The sequence below is a fragment of the Curtobacterium sp. MCSS17_006 genome (genome assembly GCF_003234215.1).
Taxonomy (GTDB): domain Bacteria; phylum Actinomycetota; class Actinomycetes; order Actinomycetales; family Microbacteriaceae; genus Curtobacterium; species Curtobacterium flaccumfaciens.
On sequence record NZ_QKSO01000012.1, the window covers coordinates 19098 to 35707 of the forward strand.

16 protein-coding genes and 1 tRNA gene are annotated in these 16610 nt (G+C 72.0%); 8 read left to right on the plus strand and 9 right to left on the minus strand.

The window, feature by feature from the left end:
* Positions 1-212: 212 nt before the first annotated feature.
* Entirely contained in the window at positions 213-659 is a 447-nt protein-coding gene (locus tag DEJ21_RS18255) for a DUF4383 domain-containing protein (protein WP_181435863.1), read from the minus strand.
* A 241-nt stretch (positions 660-900) separates the two neighbouring features.
* Here DEJ21_RS18255 and DEJ21_RS12295 point away from each other — a divergent pair, with 241 nt between their 5' ends.
* Both DEJ21_RS12295 and DEJ21_RS12300 read left to right on the plus strand, forming a co-directional pair.
* Entirely contained in the window at positions 901-1800 is a 900-nt protein-coding gene (locus DEJ21_RS12295; protein ID WP_181435864.1) for a phosphatase PAP2 family protein, read from the plus strand.
* A gap of 160 nt (positions 1801-1960) precedes the next feature.
* The gene (locus DEJ21_RS12300; protein WP_027464948.1) at positions 1961-3100 is read left to right on the plus strand and encodes a CE1758 family FMN-dependent luciferase-like monooxygenase; all 1140 of its coding nucleotides are present in this window, start codon (positions 1961-1963) and stop codon (positions 3098-3100) included.
* Positions 3101-3250: 150 nt separating this feature from the next.
* Here the strand turns inward: DEJ21_RS12300 and DEJ21_RS12305 are convergent, their stop codons facing one another.
* Both DEJ21_RS12305 and DEJ21_RS12310 read right to left on the minus strand, forming a co-directional pair.
* The gene (locus DEJ21_RS12305; RefSeq protein ID WP_111224753.1) at positions 3251-3592 is read right to left on the minus strand and encodes a multidrug efflux SMR transporter; all 342 of its coding nucleotides are present in this window, start codon (positions 3590-3592) and stop codon (positions 3251-3253) included.
* Between the two features lies 1 nt (position 3593).
* Positions 3594-3908 carry a multidrug efflux SMR transporter gene (locus DEJ21_RS12310; protein WP_111224754.1) on the minus strand — a complete coding sequence of 105 codons (315 nt, stop codon included), beginning with the start codon at positions 3906-3908 and terminating at the stop codon, positions 3594-3596.
* 106 nt (positions 3909-4014) lie between these two features.
* On the opposite strand from DEJ21_RS12310, the gene DEJ21_RS12315 reads away from it, so the two are divergent.
* The 4 genes from DEJ21_RS12315 (at position 4015) to DEJ21_RS12330 (ending at position 7920) form a co-directional block, all read left to right on the plus strand.
* Positions 4015-4593, plus strand: a complete 579-nt coding sequence (locus tag DEJ21_RS12315) for a TetR/AcrR family transcriptional regulator (RefSeq protein WP_258371293.1) — start codon at positions 4015-4017, stop codon at positions 4591-4593.
* 73 nt (positions 4594-4666) lie between these two features.
* On the plus strand, positions 4667-5680 hold the full coding sequence (locus DEJ21_RS12320) for a permease (RefSeq protein ID WP_111224755.1): 1014 nt from the start codon (positions 4667-4669) through the stop codon (positions 5678-5680).
* Positions 5667-6494: a TIGR03943 family putative permease subunit gene (locus tag DEJ21_RS12325; protein ID WP_111224756.1), complete on the plus strand. Its 828-nt coding sequence runs from the start codon at positions 5667-5669 to the stop codon at positions 6492-6494. The genes DEJ21_RS12320 and DEJ21_RS12325 overlap by 14 nt, the downstream gene beginning before the upstream one ends.
* Positions 6484-7920 carry a hypothetical protein gene (locus DEJ21_RS12330; RefSeq protein ID WP_111224757.1) on the plus strand — a complete coding sequence of 479 codons (1437 nt, stop codon included), beginning with the start codon at positions 6484-6486 and terminating at the stop codon, positions 7918-7920. The genes DEJ21_RS12325 and DEJ21_RS12330 overlap by 11 nt, the downstream gene beginning before the upstream one ends.
* A gap of 72 nt (positions 7921-7992) precedes the next feature.
* Here DEJ21_RS12330 and DEJ21_RS12335 read toward each other — a convergent pair whose 3' ends face one another.
* The 4 genes from DEJ21_RS12335 to DEJ21_RS12350 all read right to left on the minus strand — a co-directional run bounded on the left by DEJ21_RS12335 (position 7993) and on the right by DEJ21_RS12350 (position 11685).
* On the minus strand, positions 7993-9039 hold the full coding sequence (locus tag DEJ21_RS12335; RefSeq protein WP_111224758.1) for an NAD(P)-dependent alcohol dehydrogenase: 1047 nt from the start codon (positions 9037-9039) through the stop codon (positions 7993-7995).
* Positions 9040-9175: 136 nt separating this feature from the next.
* Complete coding sequence (locus DEJ21_RS12340; RefSeq protein ID WP_111224759.1) at positions 9176-10261, minus strand: glycerate kinase; 1086 nt, start codon at positions 10259-10261, stop codon at positions 9176-9178.
* A gap of 194 nt (positions 10262-10455) precedes the next feature.
* The gene (locus tag DEJ21_RS12345; RefSeq protein ID WP_111224760.1) at positions 10456-11592 is read right to left on the minus strand and encodes an FAD-dependent oxidoreductase; all 1137 of its coding nucleotides are present in this window, start codon (positions 11590-11592) and stop codon (positions 10456-10458) included.
* 22 nt (positions 11593-11614) lie between these two features.
* A tRNA-Gly gene (locus DEJ21_RS12350) sits at positions 11615-11685 on the minus strand.
* A gap of 195 nt (positions 11686-11880) precedes the next feature.
* Between DEJ21_RS12350 and DEJ21_RS12355 the strand changes: the two genes are divergently transcribed.
* Together DEJ21_RS12355 and DEJ21_RS12360 are read left to right on the plus strand one after the other, a co-directional pair.
* Positions 11881-12990: a DUF6177 family protein gene (locus tag DEJ21_RS12355; protein ID WP_071404923.1), complete on the plus strand. Its 1110-nt coding sequence runs from the start codon at positions 11881-11883 to the stop codon at positions 12988-12990.
* A 25-nt stretch (positions 12991-13015) separates the two neighbouring features.
* Positions 13016-13327 carry a hypothetical protein gene (locus tag DEJ21_RS12360; RefSeq protein ID WP_146243392.1) on the plus strand — a complete coding sequence of 104 codons (312 nt, stop codon included), beginning with the start codon at positions 13016-13018 and terminating at the stop codon, positions 13325-13327.
* 36 nt (positions 13328-13363) lie between these two features.
* Here the strand turns inward: DEJ21_RS12360 and DEJ21_RS12365 are convergent, their stop codons facing one another.
* Both DEJ21_RS12365 and DEJ21_RS12370 read right to left on the minus strand, forming a co-directional pair.
* Positions 13364-15409 carry a cytochrome c oxidase assembly protein gene (locus DEJ21_RS12365; RefSeq protein ID WP_111224761.1) on the minus strand — a complete coding sequence of 682 codons (2046 nt, stop codon included), beginning with the start codon at positions 15407-15409 and terminating at the stop codon, positions 13364-13366.
* Positions 15410-15461: 52 nt separating this feature from the next.
* A complete protein-coding gene (locus DEJ21_RS12370) occupies positions 15462-16553 on the minus strand; it encodes a GNAT family N-acetyltransferase (RefSeq protein WP_181435865.1) in 1092 nt (363 codons plus the stop codon).
* Positions 16554-16610 lie beyond the last annotated feature (57 nt).

Below are 16610 nucleotides of genomic sequence, written 5' to 3' on the forward strand. Positions count from 1 at the left end.
AGTGGTCACTCGTCGTCGCCTGGACACTCCGCATCCGACAGTTCGTGACCGGCTGGCGGACCTGAGCGGGGAGTCGTGACCGGACGACACCCCGCCGGACCACACCCGCCAGACCACCCCCGGAGCACCCCGCCGCCCCGCCCCCGCACACACGACGACGCCCGCCTGCCGGAGCGGCAGACGGGCGTCGGGAGTGCAGCCGAGCGGGTGCGTCAGGCGCGCGCTGCACGCAGTGCGCGGAGGTTCTCCTTGTCGGCACCGAGCGCGGTGAGCAGCAGGAGCACACCGACGATCGCGTGGAACACGTTGTCCGTGGTGTTCAGCGCGAAGACGTTGGCCGAGGTGTCGACGAAGACGAAGCCGTACACCGCGAAGAGGACGAGCAGGGCGCCGACGAGCAGGTTCCCGTTGCGCGAACCGACGGTGTTGCCGAGGCCGGTGATGAGCAGCACCGCGGCGAGCAGCACCCACACCAGGCAGAGCGCCGGGTTGACGCCGAACGCGTTCCACAGCATGCCGCCCTGGCGGTTGAAGAAGCCCGGGTCGCCGTCGGCGGCGAAGAAGAAGCCCAGGACGCCCCAGAGTGCGAGGACGCCGCCGGCCGTGAGTGCGAGACCCCGGTTCGGCGAGGCGATGATGCCCGGTTCCTTGATGGCCACTTCGGTTTCCTCCTCGTACACTGCCGACGCGACGTGCGTCGGTCCCGCGTGGTGCGACGGCCCGGCGGGGATCACCGATCCCCTCGTGTCAGCGCGCAGTGCACGGCCGACGGGGGTGCGGTTCCCAGCCTCCGGCCGGTGCTCCAACGGTATCGTGTCGGACCCCGACCGACCCAATCGCAGCGCCGCCGCCAGTCGTGCGACGAGCCCGACGACGACCACTCCGAGGAGGACCAGCCCGGTGACCTTGACACCCGAGCGCAGTGCATCCGAGTCGCGCGGACCGTGGGTCTCGCGGCGGGTGCGGTGGGCTGCGCTGGCGGCTCTGGGGTTCGTGATCGTGCCTCTCGTCTACGGGGTCGCGGTGCTGACCCCGGTCGGTCAGAAAGCGGAGGACGCCGCGCTCGGCGGGGTCCGGGAGTCCGACCTCTTCAGCTCGGACACTGCGCTCAACGTCATCTCGGTGCCGGTGATCCTGTTGCTCGTCGTCGTGATCGTCGCCGTGGCGTTCGCCAGACGGCGGCTCTCGGTGGGACTCGGCGCGGGGGTCGTGGTGCTCGCGTCGGCGGCCACCTCGACGCTCGTCAAGCGTATCGCCGTGCGCCCTGAGATCGCTCAGTCGACGACGCCGAACTCGTTCCCGTCCGGGCACGCGACGATCGCACTGGCGGCGCTGTTCGCGGTCCTGATGGTCACGCCTCGTCGGTTCCGCCCGCTGGTGACCATCGTCGGCGTCGGGTACGCGGTCTTCGTGGCGAACCAGACCGTGGTCTACGGCTGGCACCGGGTCAGCGACATCATCGGCGCCTGCGCGATCGCGGTGTTCTGGCTCGGCATCGTCCGCGCGGTCGGCCCCCGGGTCGACCGGGGGCTCCGGGGCGACCGTGACGGCCGGCGGGGGCCGCGGCGGGTGGTGAGCGTGATGCTCCTCGTCGCGACCGGGCTCACGCTGGTGATCGGTGTCGCGGCGCTCGTGGTCGGCCTGACCGGCGACGGCGCGTACGACCACGCCGCGATCCTGGTGGCGGGGCGGTTGGCGTCCAGCGCGAGCGTCCTGGCGGTCGTGACCGTCGTGTGGTTCCTCGACGGGATGCACCACGCCGCACGCACCGACCCGGCCACGCTGCCGACCGCCCGCTGACCCGGCCACGTTGCCAGCCGCCCGCTGACCCGGGGAGCCGAACCGGGCCTCCAGGCCGCCCGTCCGACGAGCGTGAGCCTGGCGGGAATGCCACGCCGTGCGCTACGTTGTACCCAGCAAGTCGATGCAAACGCATCGATATCGCGAAAGGCGGCGCATCATGCAGTTCGGCATCTTCACGGTCAGTGACGTCACGACCGACCCCACGACCGGCACCACGCCGGACGACACCCAGCGCGTCCGCGACATCCTGACGATCGCCGAGCACGCCGACCAGGCCGGGCTCGACGTCTTCGCGACCGGTGAGCACCACAACCCGCCGTTCGTGGCCTCGTCGCCGACCACGCTGCTCGCCTACCTGGCGGCGAAGACGAAGGACATCACCCTGTCCACGTCGACGACCCTGATCACCACGAACGACCCGGTGCGCATCGCGGAGGAGTACGCGATGCTCCAGGTCGTGTCCGACGGCCGCATGGACCTCATGATGGGCCGCGGCAACACCGGCCCCGTCTACCCGTGGTTCGGGCAGGACATCCGCCAGGGCGTCAACCTGGCGATCGAGAACTACGCGCTCGTCCGCCAGCTCTGGGAGAACGACGTCGTCAACTGGCAGGGCAAGTTCCGCACGCCGCTGCAGGGCTTCACCTCGACCCCGCGTCCGCTCGACGGTGTCCCGCCGTTCGTCTGGCACGGCTCGATCCGCACGCCGGAGATCGCCGAGCAGGCCGCCTACTACGGTGACGGCTTCTTCCACAACAACATCTTCTGGCCGATCCAGCACACCGAGCAGATGGTCGGCCTGTACCGCCAGCGCTTCGAGCACTACGGCCACGGCCGCGCCGACCAGGCGATCGTCGGGCTCGGTGGGCAGTTCTTCGCTCGGAAGAACTCGCAGGACGCGATCAACGAGTTCCGGCCCTACTTCGACAACGCCCCGGTCTACGGCCACGGCCCCTCGATGGAGGACTTCACCGCCCAGACCCCGCTCACCGTCGGTTCGCCGCAGCAGGTCATCGACCGGTACGCCGCGATGAAGGACCACGTCGGCCACTACCAGCGCCAGCTGTTCCTCATCGACCACGCCGGTCTGCCGCTCAAGACGGTGCTCGAGCAGATCGACATCCTGGCCACGGACATCGTGCCGGAGCTGCGCAAGCTGAACGACGAGGGCCGCCCCGCCGATGTCCCGTCGGACCCGCCGTCGCACGCGGCACGTGCTGCTGCCGCGATGGCGGCCGGCACGGTCGGCAGCGATCACGTCGCCGCCGAGGACGAGTGGACGGGCGCGTCCGTCTGACGCGCGCCCTGGGCGTGACCCCAGATCGGACGGGAGGCCTGGCGCCAGCTGGCACCGGGCCTCCCGTCCGTCTCGGCGCGCGTGCTCGGACCGCACTCGCCTCACGGGGTCAGCGACACCTCACGGGATCGCTGGTGCGTGAGCTGTCGCTCAGCGCGTGAGGTCGGTGACGGGGCGGGCTGGCACGAGCTTGAGGCCGACGACGCACCCGACGATCCCGGCGATGAACAGCAGGCGCAGGACGGTGACGGGCTCCGCGCCGGTGGCCATGCCCCAGAGCACGGTGAGGGCGGCGCCGGTCCCGGTCCACACCGCGTACGCCGTGCTGATCGGGATGTGCTTCAGGACGTAGCCGAAGGCAACGAGGCTGATCACGATCGTGACGGCGAACACGATCGTCGGGCGGAGCTCGGTGAAACCGTCGCTCTCGCCGAGGGCGGTCGCCCAGACGGTCTCGAGCGCGGCGCTGACGAACAGGACGATCCAGGCCACGTCAGCTCACCACCTTGAGGCCGATGACGCACGCCACCAGGCCGAAGACCAGGGCGAGGCGGGCGAAGGACGCGGCCTCCTGTCGGCGGAGGATCGCGACGACCACGGTCAGGGATGCCCCGATGCCGACCCAGACGGCGTAGGCGGTGCCGACCGGGATGCTCTTCATCGCGAACGCCAGCCCCACCATGCTCAGGGCCATCCCGGCGACGAACACGACCGTCGGGACGATCTTCTTGAAGCCGTTCGAGGCGCTGAGGGCGGTGGCCCAGACGGCCTCGAGCACGCCGCTGAGCACGAGGATTGCCCATGCCATGACGATGTCCTTTCCTGCGGGAGTCGTTCGTTCTCGTTGTCGTACGACTGTGCGACAACGAGAACGACGGTAGCACGAGTTGGTACGACTGTGCGAGTATGGCGTCGTGGCCAGGAGCATGGACGTCGACGAACGGCGCCGCACCGTGTCCGAGGCGGCGTGCCGGGTCCTCGTACGCGACGGGCTCGGAGCGTTGAGCGTGCGGAACGTCGCCGCCGAGGCGGGGCTGCCGCCGAGCACGGTCCGCTACACGTTCCCGACCCAGGCGAGCGTCCGCGAGCACACCATCACGCTCGTGTTCGACCGGATCCGCGAGCGCATCGACGCCATCCCCGCTGACCTGACGCCGGCCCGACGCGCACGCCGGATCGTGCTCGAGCTGCTGCCCCTCGACGAGGAGCGGGTCGTCGAGCTCGAGGTCTACCTGGCGCTCGGCAACGCCGCGCTCACCGACGTCGGGCTCCGGCCGACGCTCGACCGGACCGTCGCGGCGATGCGGACGTGGTGCGAGGAGGTCCTCCGGTTGCTCGGGGTACCGGCGGACGACCGGGAGTACGAGGCCTGCCGGCTCCACGCGCTCCTGGACGGACTCGCGATGCAGGTCGTCCGGCTGGCTCCGGGGGAGTCCGGCGACTGGGCGATCGACGTGCTCGACCGACACCTCGACGGCGTCACCGCGGGCTGAGCGCGCGCCCCCCTCGCACGGTGCGAGGGCGCGTGCGCAGCCCCGGGCAGGAGGCGTCACCTATCCTGTCCCGGTGACGACGACCACGCGGCCGCCGCAGCGCACCCGGAGCCTCACCGGCCCCGGCCTGGTGCTGCTCGCCGTCGTCGTCCTGCTGGGCATCCGGCTGGTCTCCCCGAGCATCGGGTCGACCGGGCTGCCGGACGTCGTGCAGGACTTCCTCACGCTGGCGATCAGCGTCGTCGTCGAGTCCCTGCCGTTCGTGGTGCTCGGCATCGTGCTGTCGATCGTCGTCGAGGTCTGGGTGCCGGTCGGCGCGCTCGAGAAGGTCCTGCCGCAGAACGCCTTCGGCCGTCGGGCCGTGATCTCCCTGATCGGCATGCTGTTCCCGGTGTGCGAGTGCGGCAACGTCCCGCTCGCCCGTGGCCTGATGATGCGCGGGTTCACGCCGGCCGAAGCCGTCACGTTCCTGGTCGCGGCCCCGATCCTCAACCCGCTCGTCATCATCAGCACCGCCCAGGCGTTCGGCTGGTCCGGGTGGATCCTGCCGGTGCGCATCGTCGGCGGGTTCGTCATCGCGAACCTCGTCGGCTGGATCGTCGCAGCGCACCGCCGTCCGGCCGACCTCCTGCTCCCCGCCTTCGAGGCCCGGTGCCGTGCGGCCGTCGGGGCGCCCCGCGGCCTGCACCGCTGGCGGCAGAGCGCCGCGCAGTTCGGCGGCGAGACGGCGACGATGATGCCGGCGCTGTTCGTCGGTGCCGGCCTGGCCGCCGCGATCCAGGTCGCCGTGCCCCGCTCGACCCTGGTGGCCGTCGGCTCGAACCCGGTGCTGTCCGTCGCGGCGATGATGCTGCTGGCGATGACGGTGTCGCTCTGCTCGAACGTCGACGCCTTCTTCGCGCTGTCCTTCGCGTCGACGTTCCTGCCCGGGTCGATCACGGCCTTCCTGATCATCGGGCCGATCATCGACGTCAAGATGATCGCCCTGCTGCGCACGACGTTCCGGGTCCGCTTCCTGGTGCTGCTGTCCGTCGTGTGCGTCCTGTTCGCCGGAGCCGTCGGGTTGGTGATGAATGTCCTCGTCTGATGCACGCAGCAACGCGGCCGCGTACCTGGGTCTCGGGTCGGTGCTGGCCGCGGCGCTCTGCACGCTGTGGCTCGCGCTGGTCGGCCACCTCGACCTGTACATCAACCCGCGCTACTCGGTGTTCACGGTCGTGCTCGCCGCCGTCGGTGTGCCGGCGTCGATCGCCGCCCTCGTCGTCATCGCCCGGGGCCACGGCCACACCCACGGCGACGACGAGGACGACCTCGATCTGCACCAGCAGCAGCGGACGGGAGGCCGCCGTCGCGCCGTCCGCCTCGCCCTCGGCGGAGCCGCCGCCGTCGTCACGATCGGCGTCACCGTCGCGATGCTCGTCCTGCCCCCGACGACCCTGTCCGCCCGCACCGCCCAGCAGCGGAGCGTGGACTCCGCAACCCTGTCCAACGCGACCGGCTCGGAGTCCGCGGTGCAGCTGCTCGGCAGCGAGGGCGTCGACACCTCGGAGTACGGCGTCAAGGACTGGGCCGCGCTGATCCGGCAGACCACGGACACCACGGCCCTCGTCGGCAAGCAGGTCGAACTGACCGGCTTCGTGGTGCCGGGCGACGACGGGTCCTTCACCCTCACCCGCTTCGTGATCAGCTGCTGCGCCGTGGACGCACAACCGGTGGGCCTCGGTGTCGTGACCGGCGACGGCGACGGCGCCGGTGCCGGGACCGTCCCCGACGAGGGCCAGTGGGTCACCGTCCGCGGAGCCCTGGCCGCCAACCCGGACCAGTCCGCCGACGCCCGCATCGTCGTCAAGGCCGCGAAGATCACCGACATCGCGCAGCCCGAGGACCCGTATGAGTTCTGAGCGCCGCGGAGACCAGCGCCGCGGTGTCCAGCGCCGCGAGCGCCGCCCCGTCGCACACCGCTTCCACCGCCGGTACGTCGCCGTCGTGGTGGTCCTCGCCGTGGTCGCCGCGCTCGCCGCGGTCGTCGGCTCGCAGCAGGGCCCGCGGCTCCGCGACGTGTCCTACGACGCGACCGGTCTCGTCACCCGTCCGGCCCAGCGGGTGATCCTGACCGCGAACCAGGCGCTGCAGAAGGTCGCCGCCGCCGACGTCCGGGTCAGCCCGGCTGCGGCGCACACCGTGACCTCGAGCGGCAACACCATCGCCGTCGAGTTCGCCGGACCCCTGGCCTACGACCGCGAGTACACCGTGACGGTCGCGGACGTCCGGGCACCCGGGCAGCGCGCCACGTCCGACCTGACGGCGGCGATCCGCACGGGCAGCACCGACGTGCTCGCACTCGTGCCGGGGCAGGCCGGGGCGAAGGACCGCATCGTCCGGCGATCCCTCGACGCGGGCGGCGCCACCACGGTCTACGAGGGCACCGCGATCTCCGAGTACGCCCGGCTCGGCCGTTCCCTGGTCGTCGTGAGCGGCACGGACGCCAGCTCGTCCGTGGACATCGTGGCGCTGAGCGGTGGCGTGCAGGACGCCGATGCCCCCGTCGAACACCTCACCCTGCCGACCGCCGAGGGCCGCGTCACGGCGCTCCACGTCGCCGACGACGGGGCCTCGTTCGGGTTCGAGTACGCCGACACCTCGACCGGGCAGTCCCGGAACACCGGCCTGTACGTGGTCGACATGACGGGCACCCACATGCCCACGGCGATCGCGGCGAACGGCAAGCCGAAGACGGGCGCCGTGCCGATGACGGTCGGGCAGTGGGCCTACGTGCCGCGCACCGAGAGCGCACTGGTCCGGACGGGCAGCGACGACCTGGTGCTCGTCGACATGAGCGGGCGTGCCGACCCCGTCCGGCTCGGCAGCGCCACCTACCTGCACGGCTTCGTCGGCACCGGCACCACGGCCGTCGTCGAGACGGGCACCGGCATCGAGCGGCTGGACCTGACCGACGGGTCGAAGTCGGCGCTGCAGGCGCCCGCCGCGAGCACCGATGCGGCCGTCCTCGGCCGCATCGCCCAGCTGTCCGACGACACGTACCTGCGGGTGCTGGGGGACGTGCGGTCGGACGGCACCATCGCGGCACGGATCGTGCGCGTGGACGGGGGACGGGCCTCCCGGCTGCCGGTGACGATCCCCGACGACGCGAGCGTCACCGCGGTCTGCCCGTCCCCGAACAGCCAGTTCGTCGCGGTCGCGACGAAGTCGGCGACCGGCGAGCTCGTGAGCATCGTCGACGCGGCCTCCGGCGCGCTCGAGGCGAGCATCGACGCGGGCTCCGTCGACTGGTGCGGCGCGCTGCCGTCCGGTGACGAGGTCGGCTGACGGTCCCGAGACGACAGACTGGAGGCCCGGTACCAGCTGGTACCGGGCCTCCAGTCGTTCAGGTGGTGACGACTACGCCAGCGTGGCCGCGTCGATCACGAAGCGGTAGCGGACGTCCGAGGACAGCACGCGCTCGTAGGCCTCGTTGATCTGGTCGGCGCTGATGAGCTCGGTCTCCGGGAGGATCCCGTGCTCGGCGCAGAAGTCGAGCATCTCCTGGGTCTCCTGGATGCCGCCGATGGCGGAACCCGCCCAGCTGAGCCGACGCGGGATGAGCGCGAAGGCCGGCACCTCGAGCGGCTCGGACGGAGCGCCCACGTTGACGAGCGTGCCGTCGACCTTGAGCAGGCCGAGGTAGGAACCCATCGGGATCTTCGCCGAGACGGTGTTGATGATCAGCTCGAAGGAGTTCGCGAGCTTCTCGAACGTCTCAGGGTCCTTCGTCGCGTAGTGGGCCTTCGCGCCGTAGCGGAGCGAGTCCTCTTGCTTCGAGGTGGTCTGCGACAGGACGGTGACCTCGGCGCCGAGCGCGACGGCGATCTTGACGGCCATGTGGCCGAGCCCGCCCATGCCGACGACGGCGACCTTGGTGCCGGGGCCGGCGTTCCAGTGGTGCAGCGGCGAGTAGGTGGTGATGCCGGCGCAGAGCAGCGGCGCGACCTTCTCGATGTCGAGCGACTCGGGGACACGGAGGACGAAGTCCTCGTTCACCACGACGGCCTGCGAGTAGCCGCCCTGGGTGATCGAGCCGTCGGCCGGGTCGACGCTGGCGTAGGTGCCGATGTTGCCCTTGAGGCAGTACTGCTCCTGGCCGGCGACGCAGTTCTCGCACTCGCCGCACGAGTTCACCATGCAGCCGACGCCGACGCGGTCGCCGACCTTGTGCTTGGTGACGTTCTCGCCGACCTCGGTGACGTGGCCGACGATCTCGTGGCCGACGACCTGCGGGTACTGGATGGGGCCCCACTCACCGCGGACGGTGTGGATGTCCGAGTGGCAGATGCCGGCGTAGGCGATGTCGATCGCGACGTCGTCCGGGCCGACGTCCCGACGGGTGATGGTGGTCTTGACGAGCGGCTCGGTCGCTGACGGTGCCGCGTACGCGTTGACGGTGCGCAATGATCTCCTCGTGGGGGTGGTGCGTTGCGGGCCGGTTCCGGCCCGGAACCAGTGTGCGCGCAGCCGCGGCCGGGTGGGAGGTACAACCAGGACACCCCTGTGCCCGCGGACGGGCGCGTCGCGGCGTTCTGCTCGCTCAGGCGAGCCGGGCGAGCCGCTGCCCGGCGATCGTGGCGAAGCGCAGTGGGTCGGCGAGGGCGTCGTCGGGCTCGCCGGTGGTCTGCGTCGCGAGCACGGTGAGCGACGCTGCGGCCGCGTAGTCGTCGAGCGGGGCCTCGATCGCGCCGGCGACGAGCATCGAGCGGGCTCCGGGAGCGTGCGCCGCGGTCAGGTCGCGGACCACCGAGGGCACCTTGCCGACGGCGCTCTGCTCGTCGAAGCACCCTTCGCCGCTGATCACCACGTCGGCACCGTTCGCTCCACCGGCCCCGTTCACGTCGGACCCCTCGAGCAGCGCCGGCAGCCCGAGGACCTCGGCGACGGCCGCGGCGCCACCGGCGAGCGTGGCGCCCCACACCAGCAGGCCGAACCCGACACCGCCGGCGGCTCCGGCGCCCGGGGTGTCCGGGTCGACGTCGGGGAACCGCGCGGCCCAGGTGGCGAGCCGGTCGTCGAAGGACGCCACACAGTCGGGCGTGATGCCCTTCTGCGGGCCGAAGACGGCGGCGGCACCGGTCGGACCGAGCAGCGGAGAGGTCACGTCGGTGAGCACGGTGACGCCGAGCGGGGGGAGTGCCCGGAGGCCGTCGGTGCTGTTCGCGGCTCCTTCGCTGTCGAGTCCGAGCGCCTCGAGCACCGGACGCCCGCCGTCGGTGGACGCGCTGCCCCCGATGCCGAGCACGAGCCCCGTGGCACCGGCGTCGAGCGCGGCGGCGATCGCCTCGCCGAACCCGCGGCTCGTCGCCGTCTCCGGCATCGGTGCGTCGAGCAGGGGGAGGCCGCTCGTCGCCGCGAGCTCCACCACCGCGCGGCCGTCGGGCAGCCGCAGCCAGTGGGTGTCGACCGGCGTGCCGGCCGGCCCGGTGACGGTGACGGGGACCCGGACTGATGCGGGGACGGCGGTCTCGAAGGCGTCGAGCGTGCCCTCGCCGCCGTCGGCCATCGGGACGAGCACCACGTCGTCGTCGGGGCGTTCGGTCAGCCAGCCGGCACGGACCGCCGCAGCGATCGACGCCGCCGTCGCGGTGCCCTTGAACGAGTCCGGAGCCACGATGATGCGCACGGCTCCCACCGTAGCGGCCGGTCGCGAGACGCCGGCGTGTGCAGAACACGCCGGCGTGTGCGCGGGTGTGAGGCGCCGGTGTGCGCGCAGGACGCCGCGTCGTCCGCGAGACGCCTCCGGATTCGGCGGCGTCTCGACGACATGACGGCGTCGAACGAACACGCCGGCGTCTCGCGAACGACCGCGCGCTGGCGTCAGGGCGCGGGCACCGGCTCCGGCAGGGCGAAGCGCGGGTGGGGCACCCCGCCCGTCGCGAGGTCCGCGAGCATCTCGCCGAGCAGCGGCGCGAACTTGAAGCCGTGCCCCGAGAACCCCGTCGCCACCGTGAGCGGCCCGACCCGGTCGATGACGAAGTCCTCGTCGGGGGAGTTGTCGTACAGGCAGCTGATGAACGTCGGTTTCGTCGCGTCGACCCCCGGCACGTACCGCGCGACGTACGCCTGCAGTCGCTCGGCCTCGGCCGGCACGGGCACGAAGTCCCGGTGGTCCGGGTCGACGACCGGCCCGGTGCCGTGGAACCCGACCTTGACGCCCTCGCCCGGCGTCAGCAGCCCGTACACGTCGTCGCCGTCGGCCCAGTGCACGAAGCTCGGCCAGGCCGCGTCCGGCAGGTGGCTGGGGAAGTGGGCTGGCTGCTCCTGGGTCACGCGGATGGCCGGGAGGCCCGCCCCGCGTCCGGCGAGCAGCTCGCCGACCAGCGTGGGGGCCCACGAGCCCACCGCGGCCACCACGGACGCGGTGCGGACCGCGCTGCCGTCGGACAGCGTCACGGTGACGTCGTCACCGTGGTCCTCGAGCCCGGTGACCCGGGTGTCGAACCGCAGGTCGGCGAGACCGGTCGCTTCGGCGAGCGTGAGGAACACCTCGATCGTCCGCTCGGAGCGGATGCGTCCGGCCGACGCGTGGGTCAGCACGTGCCCCTCGAACGCGATGCCGGGCCAACGTGCTGCCGCCTGGTCCGGTGTGAGCGACTCGTGGGGGATGTCCGCGTCGGCGAGGGCCGCGGCGATCGCGTCGACGACCTCGGGTCGACCGTGGTCGACGGCACCCGTGCGGACGATGAGCTCTTCGCCGGCAGCGGCCTCGAGCGCTTCCCACAGCGCCAGTGCCCGCGTGGTCAGCGCGACGTACTCCGGGTCGGCGTAGCCCTGCCGGAAGATCCGGGTCGCACCGTGCGAGGAACCGAGGTGGTGGCCGCGGGCGTGCTGTTCCACGAGCAGAACGTGCTCGCCGCGGGCGGTGAGGGCGTACGCGGTGGCAGCGCCGACGACCCCGGCACCGATGACGACCACGGGTGCGGTGTGTTCGGGGGAACCGGAGGAGGAGGACATGCGGCGAGCGTACGTCCGACGGAGCGAGTGACGGGAATCGAACCCGCGCTACCAGCTTGGGAAGCTGGAGTTCTACCATTGAACTACACTCGCGCGCCCCGCAGAACGGGACTCGGCAAGCCTAGCGGATTCTCGCCTGGAAGCCAGCCGACCGCGCACCGTACGCCGTCTCGCGGGCGCGTGTCGCGCCTCCCGAGTCTCCGCTGTGAGGGTGGGCGCCTGACGGACAGGTGTCGCCCCCGTGTGTACCGTCCAGGGAGTTCCAGCCCCGAACCGAGGAGGACCCGGATGGTCAGGCATCCCCTCATCGACGACGTGGTCGGCTCGGCGATCGTGGTCGAGTCCGCCTCGCCCGTCGTGTGGCTGACCGATGCGCTCGCCTCGCTGCTCCGCCGGTCGGCGGACGCCGGACGGACGGTCGTGCTCCGCACCGGCCGGGCCGCGGCGATCACCCCGGCGCTCCGTCATGCGCTCGGCGCGTACGGCGCCGCGTGGGCGGTGTCCGACTTCGACGGCACGCTGCGTGACGGCCGGACCGGCGTCGCCGCATCGGACATCGAGGACTTCGTGCACCGCGGCCCCGAACTCGTGGGCACCCCGTCGCCCGAGCACCCCGTCTCGGCCGACTCGGTGCGACAGATCAGCATCGACCTGACCCTGCGCCACCACCCCGGCCGTGCGGTCGACATGGGCTCCGCGATCGAGGCGCTGTGCCACACCGTCGGCACCTGCCCGACCCGGTGGGGCACCGCCGAACCGCTCACCGTGCCGTGGGACCGCTGGGTCGTCACGCAGTACGCGAAGCACGAGGCACCCGGCATCTCGACCTCGTACGCCGTCGGCGAGGGGTTCTCCGCGACGATGACCGCGCACCTGGTCGGCGGGGTCGTCGTCGAGACGATGTCCGCCGTGCTCACCGTGCCCGAGGAGAACACCGACCCGGGGCTGGCGAACCGGATGTTCGACGCCGTGCAGCGGGTCGCCGACCAGGTCGTCCCCGTGTTCGGCGTCGTCATGCAGCGCCGCGGCGACGCGGACCACCTGGTGCGGGCCGTCTCGCACGGCGAGCCGTCGCCGCTCGCCGTCGTCGTGGGGCCCGAGGCCGCCGGCTTCCTGGACCGCGACGGCGTCTGGCCGCCACCGCGCACCACGACCGCGACCTTCGCAGCCGGCTCAGGCTCGGCCGCCCGTCCGGATGCCGACGCGGCTGACGACGGCGGCATGATCGTCCGCTTCGAGGACGGCTGGGAAGCGCTCGAGTCGTTCCTCGACCGCATCGACGAGGACCGCTTCCTGCAGCTGGTCGGCGGCGCACCGCTCGACCCCGCGCACGACGAGGGCACGCTCGACGGACACGTCCGCGACGACCGGATGGTGGGCGGTCAGGGTGCCGCGTGACGTCACCATCCTCTGCCGCCAGCCGGTGGAGACGCGCGAGGTGGCGGAGGCGCTCCTGCTGCACGACGAGACCTGGGGTGTCCGGGCGCTCGACGACGGCCCGATGATGCAGGTCTGCCGGGACGCCACCCACCCGGTGATCACCGTGCTCGGAGTCCGCCGGGTGGACTCCTTCGACGAGGTCGAGCGGATCCTGCCGGACGCCCCGACCCTGGCGACGCCGCTGTGGTGGGTCGACACCGTGACCCCCGCCGGCCCCGACGGGGAATCGGGGATCTCGGCCGCCCTCGAGGCCGCGATGGACCTCGACGCGGTCTGCATCGTCCACGGGGACTGACGGGAACCGCGCCCGCCGTGTGACCGGTGCTGCGGGTCAGTCCCGCTTGCTCATCGCCGCCAGGCGCTCGTTGTAGGCCTTCAGGTCGGCGTCACCGTCGCGGTCGGCCTTGCGGTCGAGGCGCTTCGCGTCGCGCTTGTCCGAGCGCATCCAGTTCCGGACGACGAGCAGGGCCACGAACACCATCGGGAGCTCCGAAGCGCCCCAGGCGATGCCGCCGCCGGTGTGCTGGTCGTCGAGCAGTGCGGCGTCGTTCGTCTGGCCCAGTGCGTGGAACCAGTCGATCGCGAACACCGACTGCGACGTCATGACCGCGACGCCGAAGAACGCGTGGAACGCCAAGGTGGCCAGCAGGGTGATGATGAGCATCGGGTACGGCGGGCGCTGGGGGCCCGGATCGACGCCGACGAAGACCCAGAAGAACAGGTAGCCGCTCAGGACGAAGTGGATGATCATCGCGACGTGCCACTCGTGCGACTGCATCGCGGCCTGGTACGCCGGCGTGAAGTAGAACACCACGAGGGACCCGGCGAAGATGATCCCCGCGACGGCGGGCTTGCCGAGGAACTGCATCCAGCGGGAGTGCACGAAGAGCATGAGCCACTCGCGGGCGCCGCGTGAGCCGTCGTTCCGGACCGGCAGGGTGCGGAGCGCGAGCAGCACCGGGCCACCGAGCACGAGCGGCAGCGGGACGAACATCATCAGCAGCATGTGCTGGAGCATGTGCGACGAGAAGTGGATCATGCCGTACACGGCAGGGCCGGCCGACGTGGTCCAGATGAACAGGGCGCAGCCGATCAGCCAGGCGATGGTGCGGCCGACGGGCCAGGCGTCGCCGCGCTTCCGGAGCTTGCGTACCGCCAGCAGGTACCAGACGGCCCCGACGACGGCCAGGCCGAGCCACACCCAGTCGATGTGCCACTGGGTCAGGTACGTCTGCGTGGTCTGCGCCGGCGGGAACGGGAACCCGATCAGGCCGGAGCGGGTGTCCTCGCCCGTCGCCGGGGTCTGCGGGATCGGCGGCTGCGAGCGGGACACGGCGACCGAGACACCGATGGCCACGGCCATGAACACGATCTCGGCCAGGGCGAACCGGGTGAACAGGCGGCGGTCGAGCGGCGCGCGGAGGAGCCCGGGCACGAGCTTCCGGCGCTGCACGATGCCCGCGACGCCGAGCAGCACGAGGATGAGCGCCTTGACGGTGATGAGCCATCCGTACGTCGTCGTGAACAGGTCGAGCGGACCGGTCAGGCGCAGCGACGCGTTGACGATGCCGGAGAACGCCACGGCCCCGAACGACCAGCCGGCGAGCGTCGAGTACCGGGCGATCACACGTCCGGTCGCGCCCTTGGTGCGGGTGCGGAGCAGGACCACGGCGACCAGGCCACCGGCCCACACGCACACCCCGACCAGGTGGATCGCGAGCGAGTTCACCGCGTTCGCGTGCTCGAGCGACCCGGCCGCGTGGCCGGACAGGGCCAGGGGGAGCAGGGCGAACAGGCCGATCACGGTGGCGAACGCCAGGGTCGTCACCCGGGTGGCGAAGGCGGCGACCACCGTGGCGACGAGGATCGCGGCTGCCGAGACCACGAGCGCCTGGCCGATCTCGACCTGGAACGCGAAGAGCATGAAGTTGCGGGCGAACACCGGGCTGGTGAGCGGGACACCGAGGGTGTTCGCACCGGTCAGGACGATGCTCACCGCGGCAGCCAGGAACCAGACGGCGCCGGTCGCAGCAGCCCACCGGGTCGCACGGTGCTGCACGCTGGACAGGGCGCCGTGGTCCTTCTTCTGCGCGGGCAGCGCGAACGCCGCGACGATGAGGAGCCCGATGGTCAGCGCCGCCATCGTGTCGTGCACGACCCGGGCGATCGGCAGGCCGTACTCGACGACGTCTCCGGCGGAGACCAGCTGCTGACTCGCGCTGAAGGCACCGGTGATCGTCAGCCCGAGGATCGAGCACGCGACGGCCAGCGGGATCGCGATGACGAGGACCGTCGCGACGGTGGACGAACGCCCGGTGGTGGGGGCGGCGTCCGGCGCTGACCCCGTGGGCTGGGTTTCGGGTGACGTGACGGTCATGACCGTCCAATCGTAGGCGTGTCGGCTGGACGGCGGCCCCTCGGATGCGCGCTCAGACCCGCCGTTCCCAGATGCCCTCGCAGCCGACGCCGACGAACCCGACGGCCTCGTTCACGTCGAGCATGTGGCGGTTCTCCTCCGCGTTGAACGTGATGGCCGAGGGGCGCCCCGGGAACCGCCGCTCGAGCTCCTGGATCCCGACGACCTTGAGCAGCCAGCCGAGCCGGTGGCCGCGGTGCTCGCGGAGCACCAGGGTGTCCCACTGCTGTGCCGGCCGTGCGGGGTCGTCCGGCACGGACAGCTGCGTGAAACCGGCCAGGGTGGTCGTGGGTAGGTGCTCGACGGCCACGGTGAGCAGGGCGCGCGGTGCCCGGGCGAGCTCGTCCTCGTGCTCCCGGAGTCGTTCGGCGGTCCAGACGTCCTCGGGCTCCTCCATGTCCCCGGCGGGCGCGTCGGTGCTCATCCGGGTCTCGAGCAGGGCGATGCCGTCGAGCCACTGCTCCGGCGTCCGACCGGTCCAGGCGTGCACGCGGTACTCCGGCCCGGCAGCAGCAGACGCCCGCTCGTGCAGTCCGCGCACCACGGATGCGTCGGCGGGCAGCGGGAGTCGGCTGATCCGGTTCACCTGGCCGAAGTGCCAGCCGCGGGCGGTCAGGAACCGCACCCCGGCCTCGTCCTCCGGGACGGCGCCGAACCCCGTCGGGGCCTGCACGTACCCGGGCCCGGACGCGGGCCCGACCTGCCGCGAGACGGCGTACGTCTTCCACTGCGTGCGGCCGTCGGCGCGGGCCATCGACTCCAGGTGGTCGGCGAGCAGCGTCCCGACACCGCGGCGCTGGTGCTCGGGGTCGACGCCGACCGACAGCCAGCAGTTGGTGGTGCCGGGCTCCTGCTTCGTGTCGTACGAGCCCGCACCGACCACGGTGCCGCGGTCGTCGCGGGCGACGACGAGCCGGCTCGGGGCACCTGGCTCGCGGCACAGCGGCAGGTACTCCTCCGGCGTCCAGGCCAACTCGTGCAGCCCGTGCACGGCGGCTTCGGCGCCGTCGGACACCGCGAGCCACTCGGCGAAGGTCGCGACGGTCGCCGGGTCGTCGTCCATGGTGGCGGGCACCGTGATCTCGTCGACGGTGTACGTGGTCATCACTGCTCCGAACGCCGCCCGCCCGGGTGCTGGGCAGCCTGGCAGCATACCGGCGCG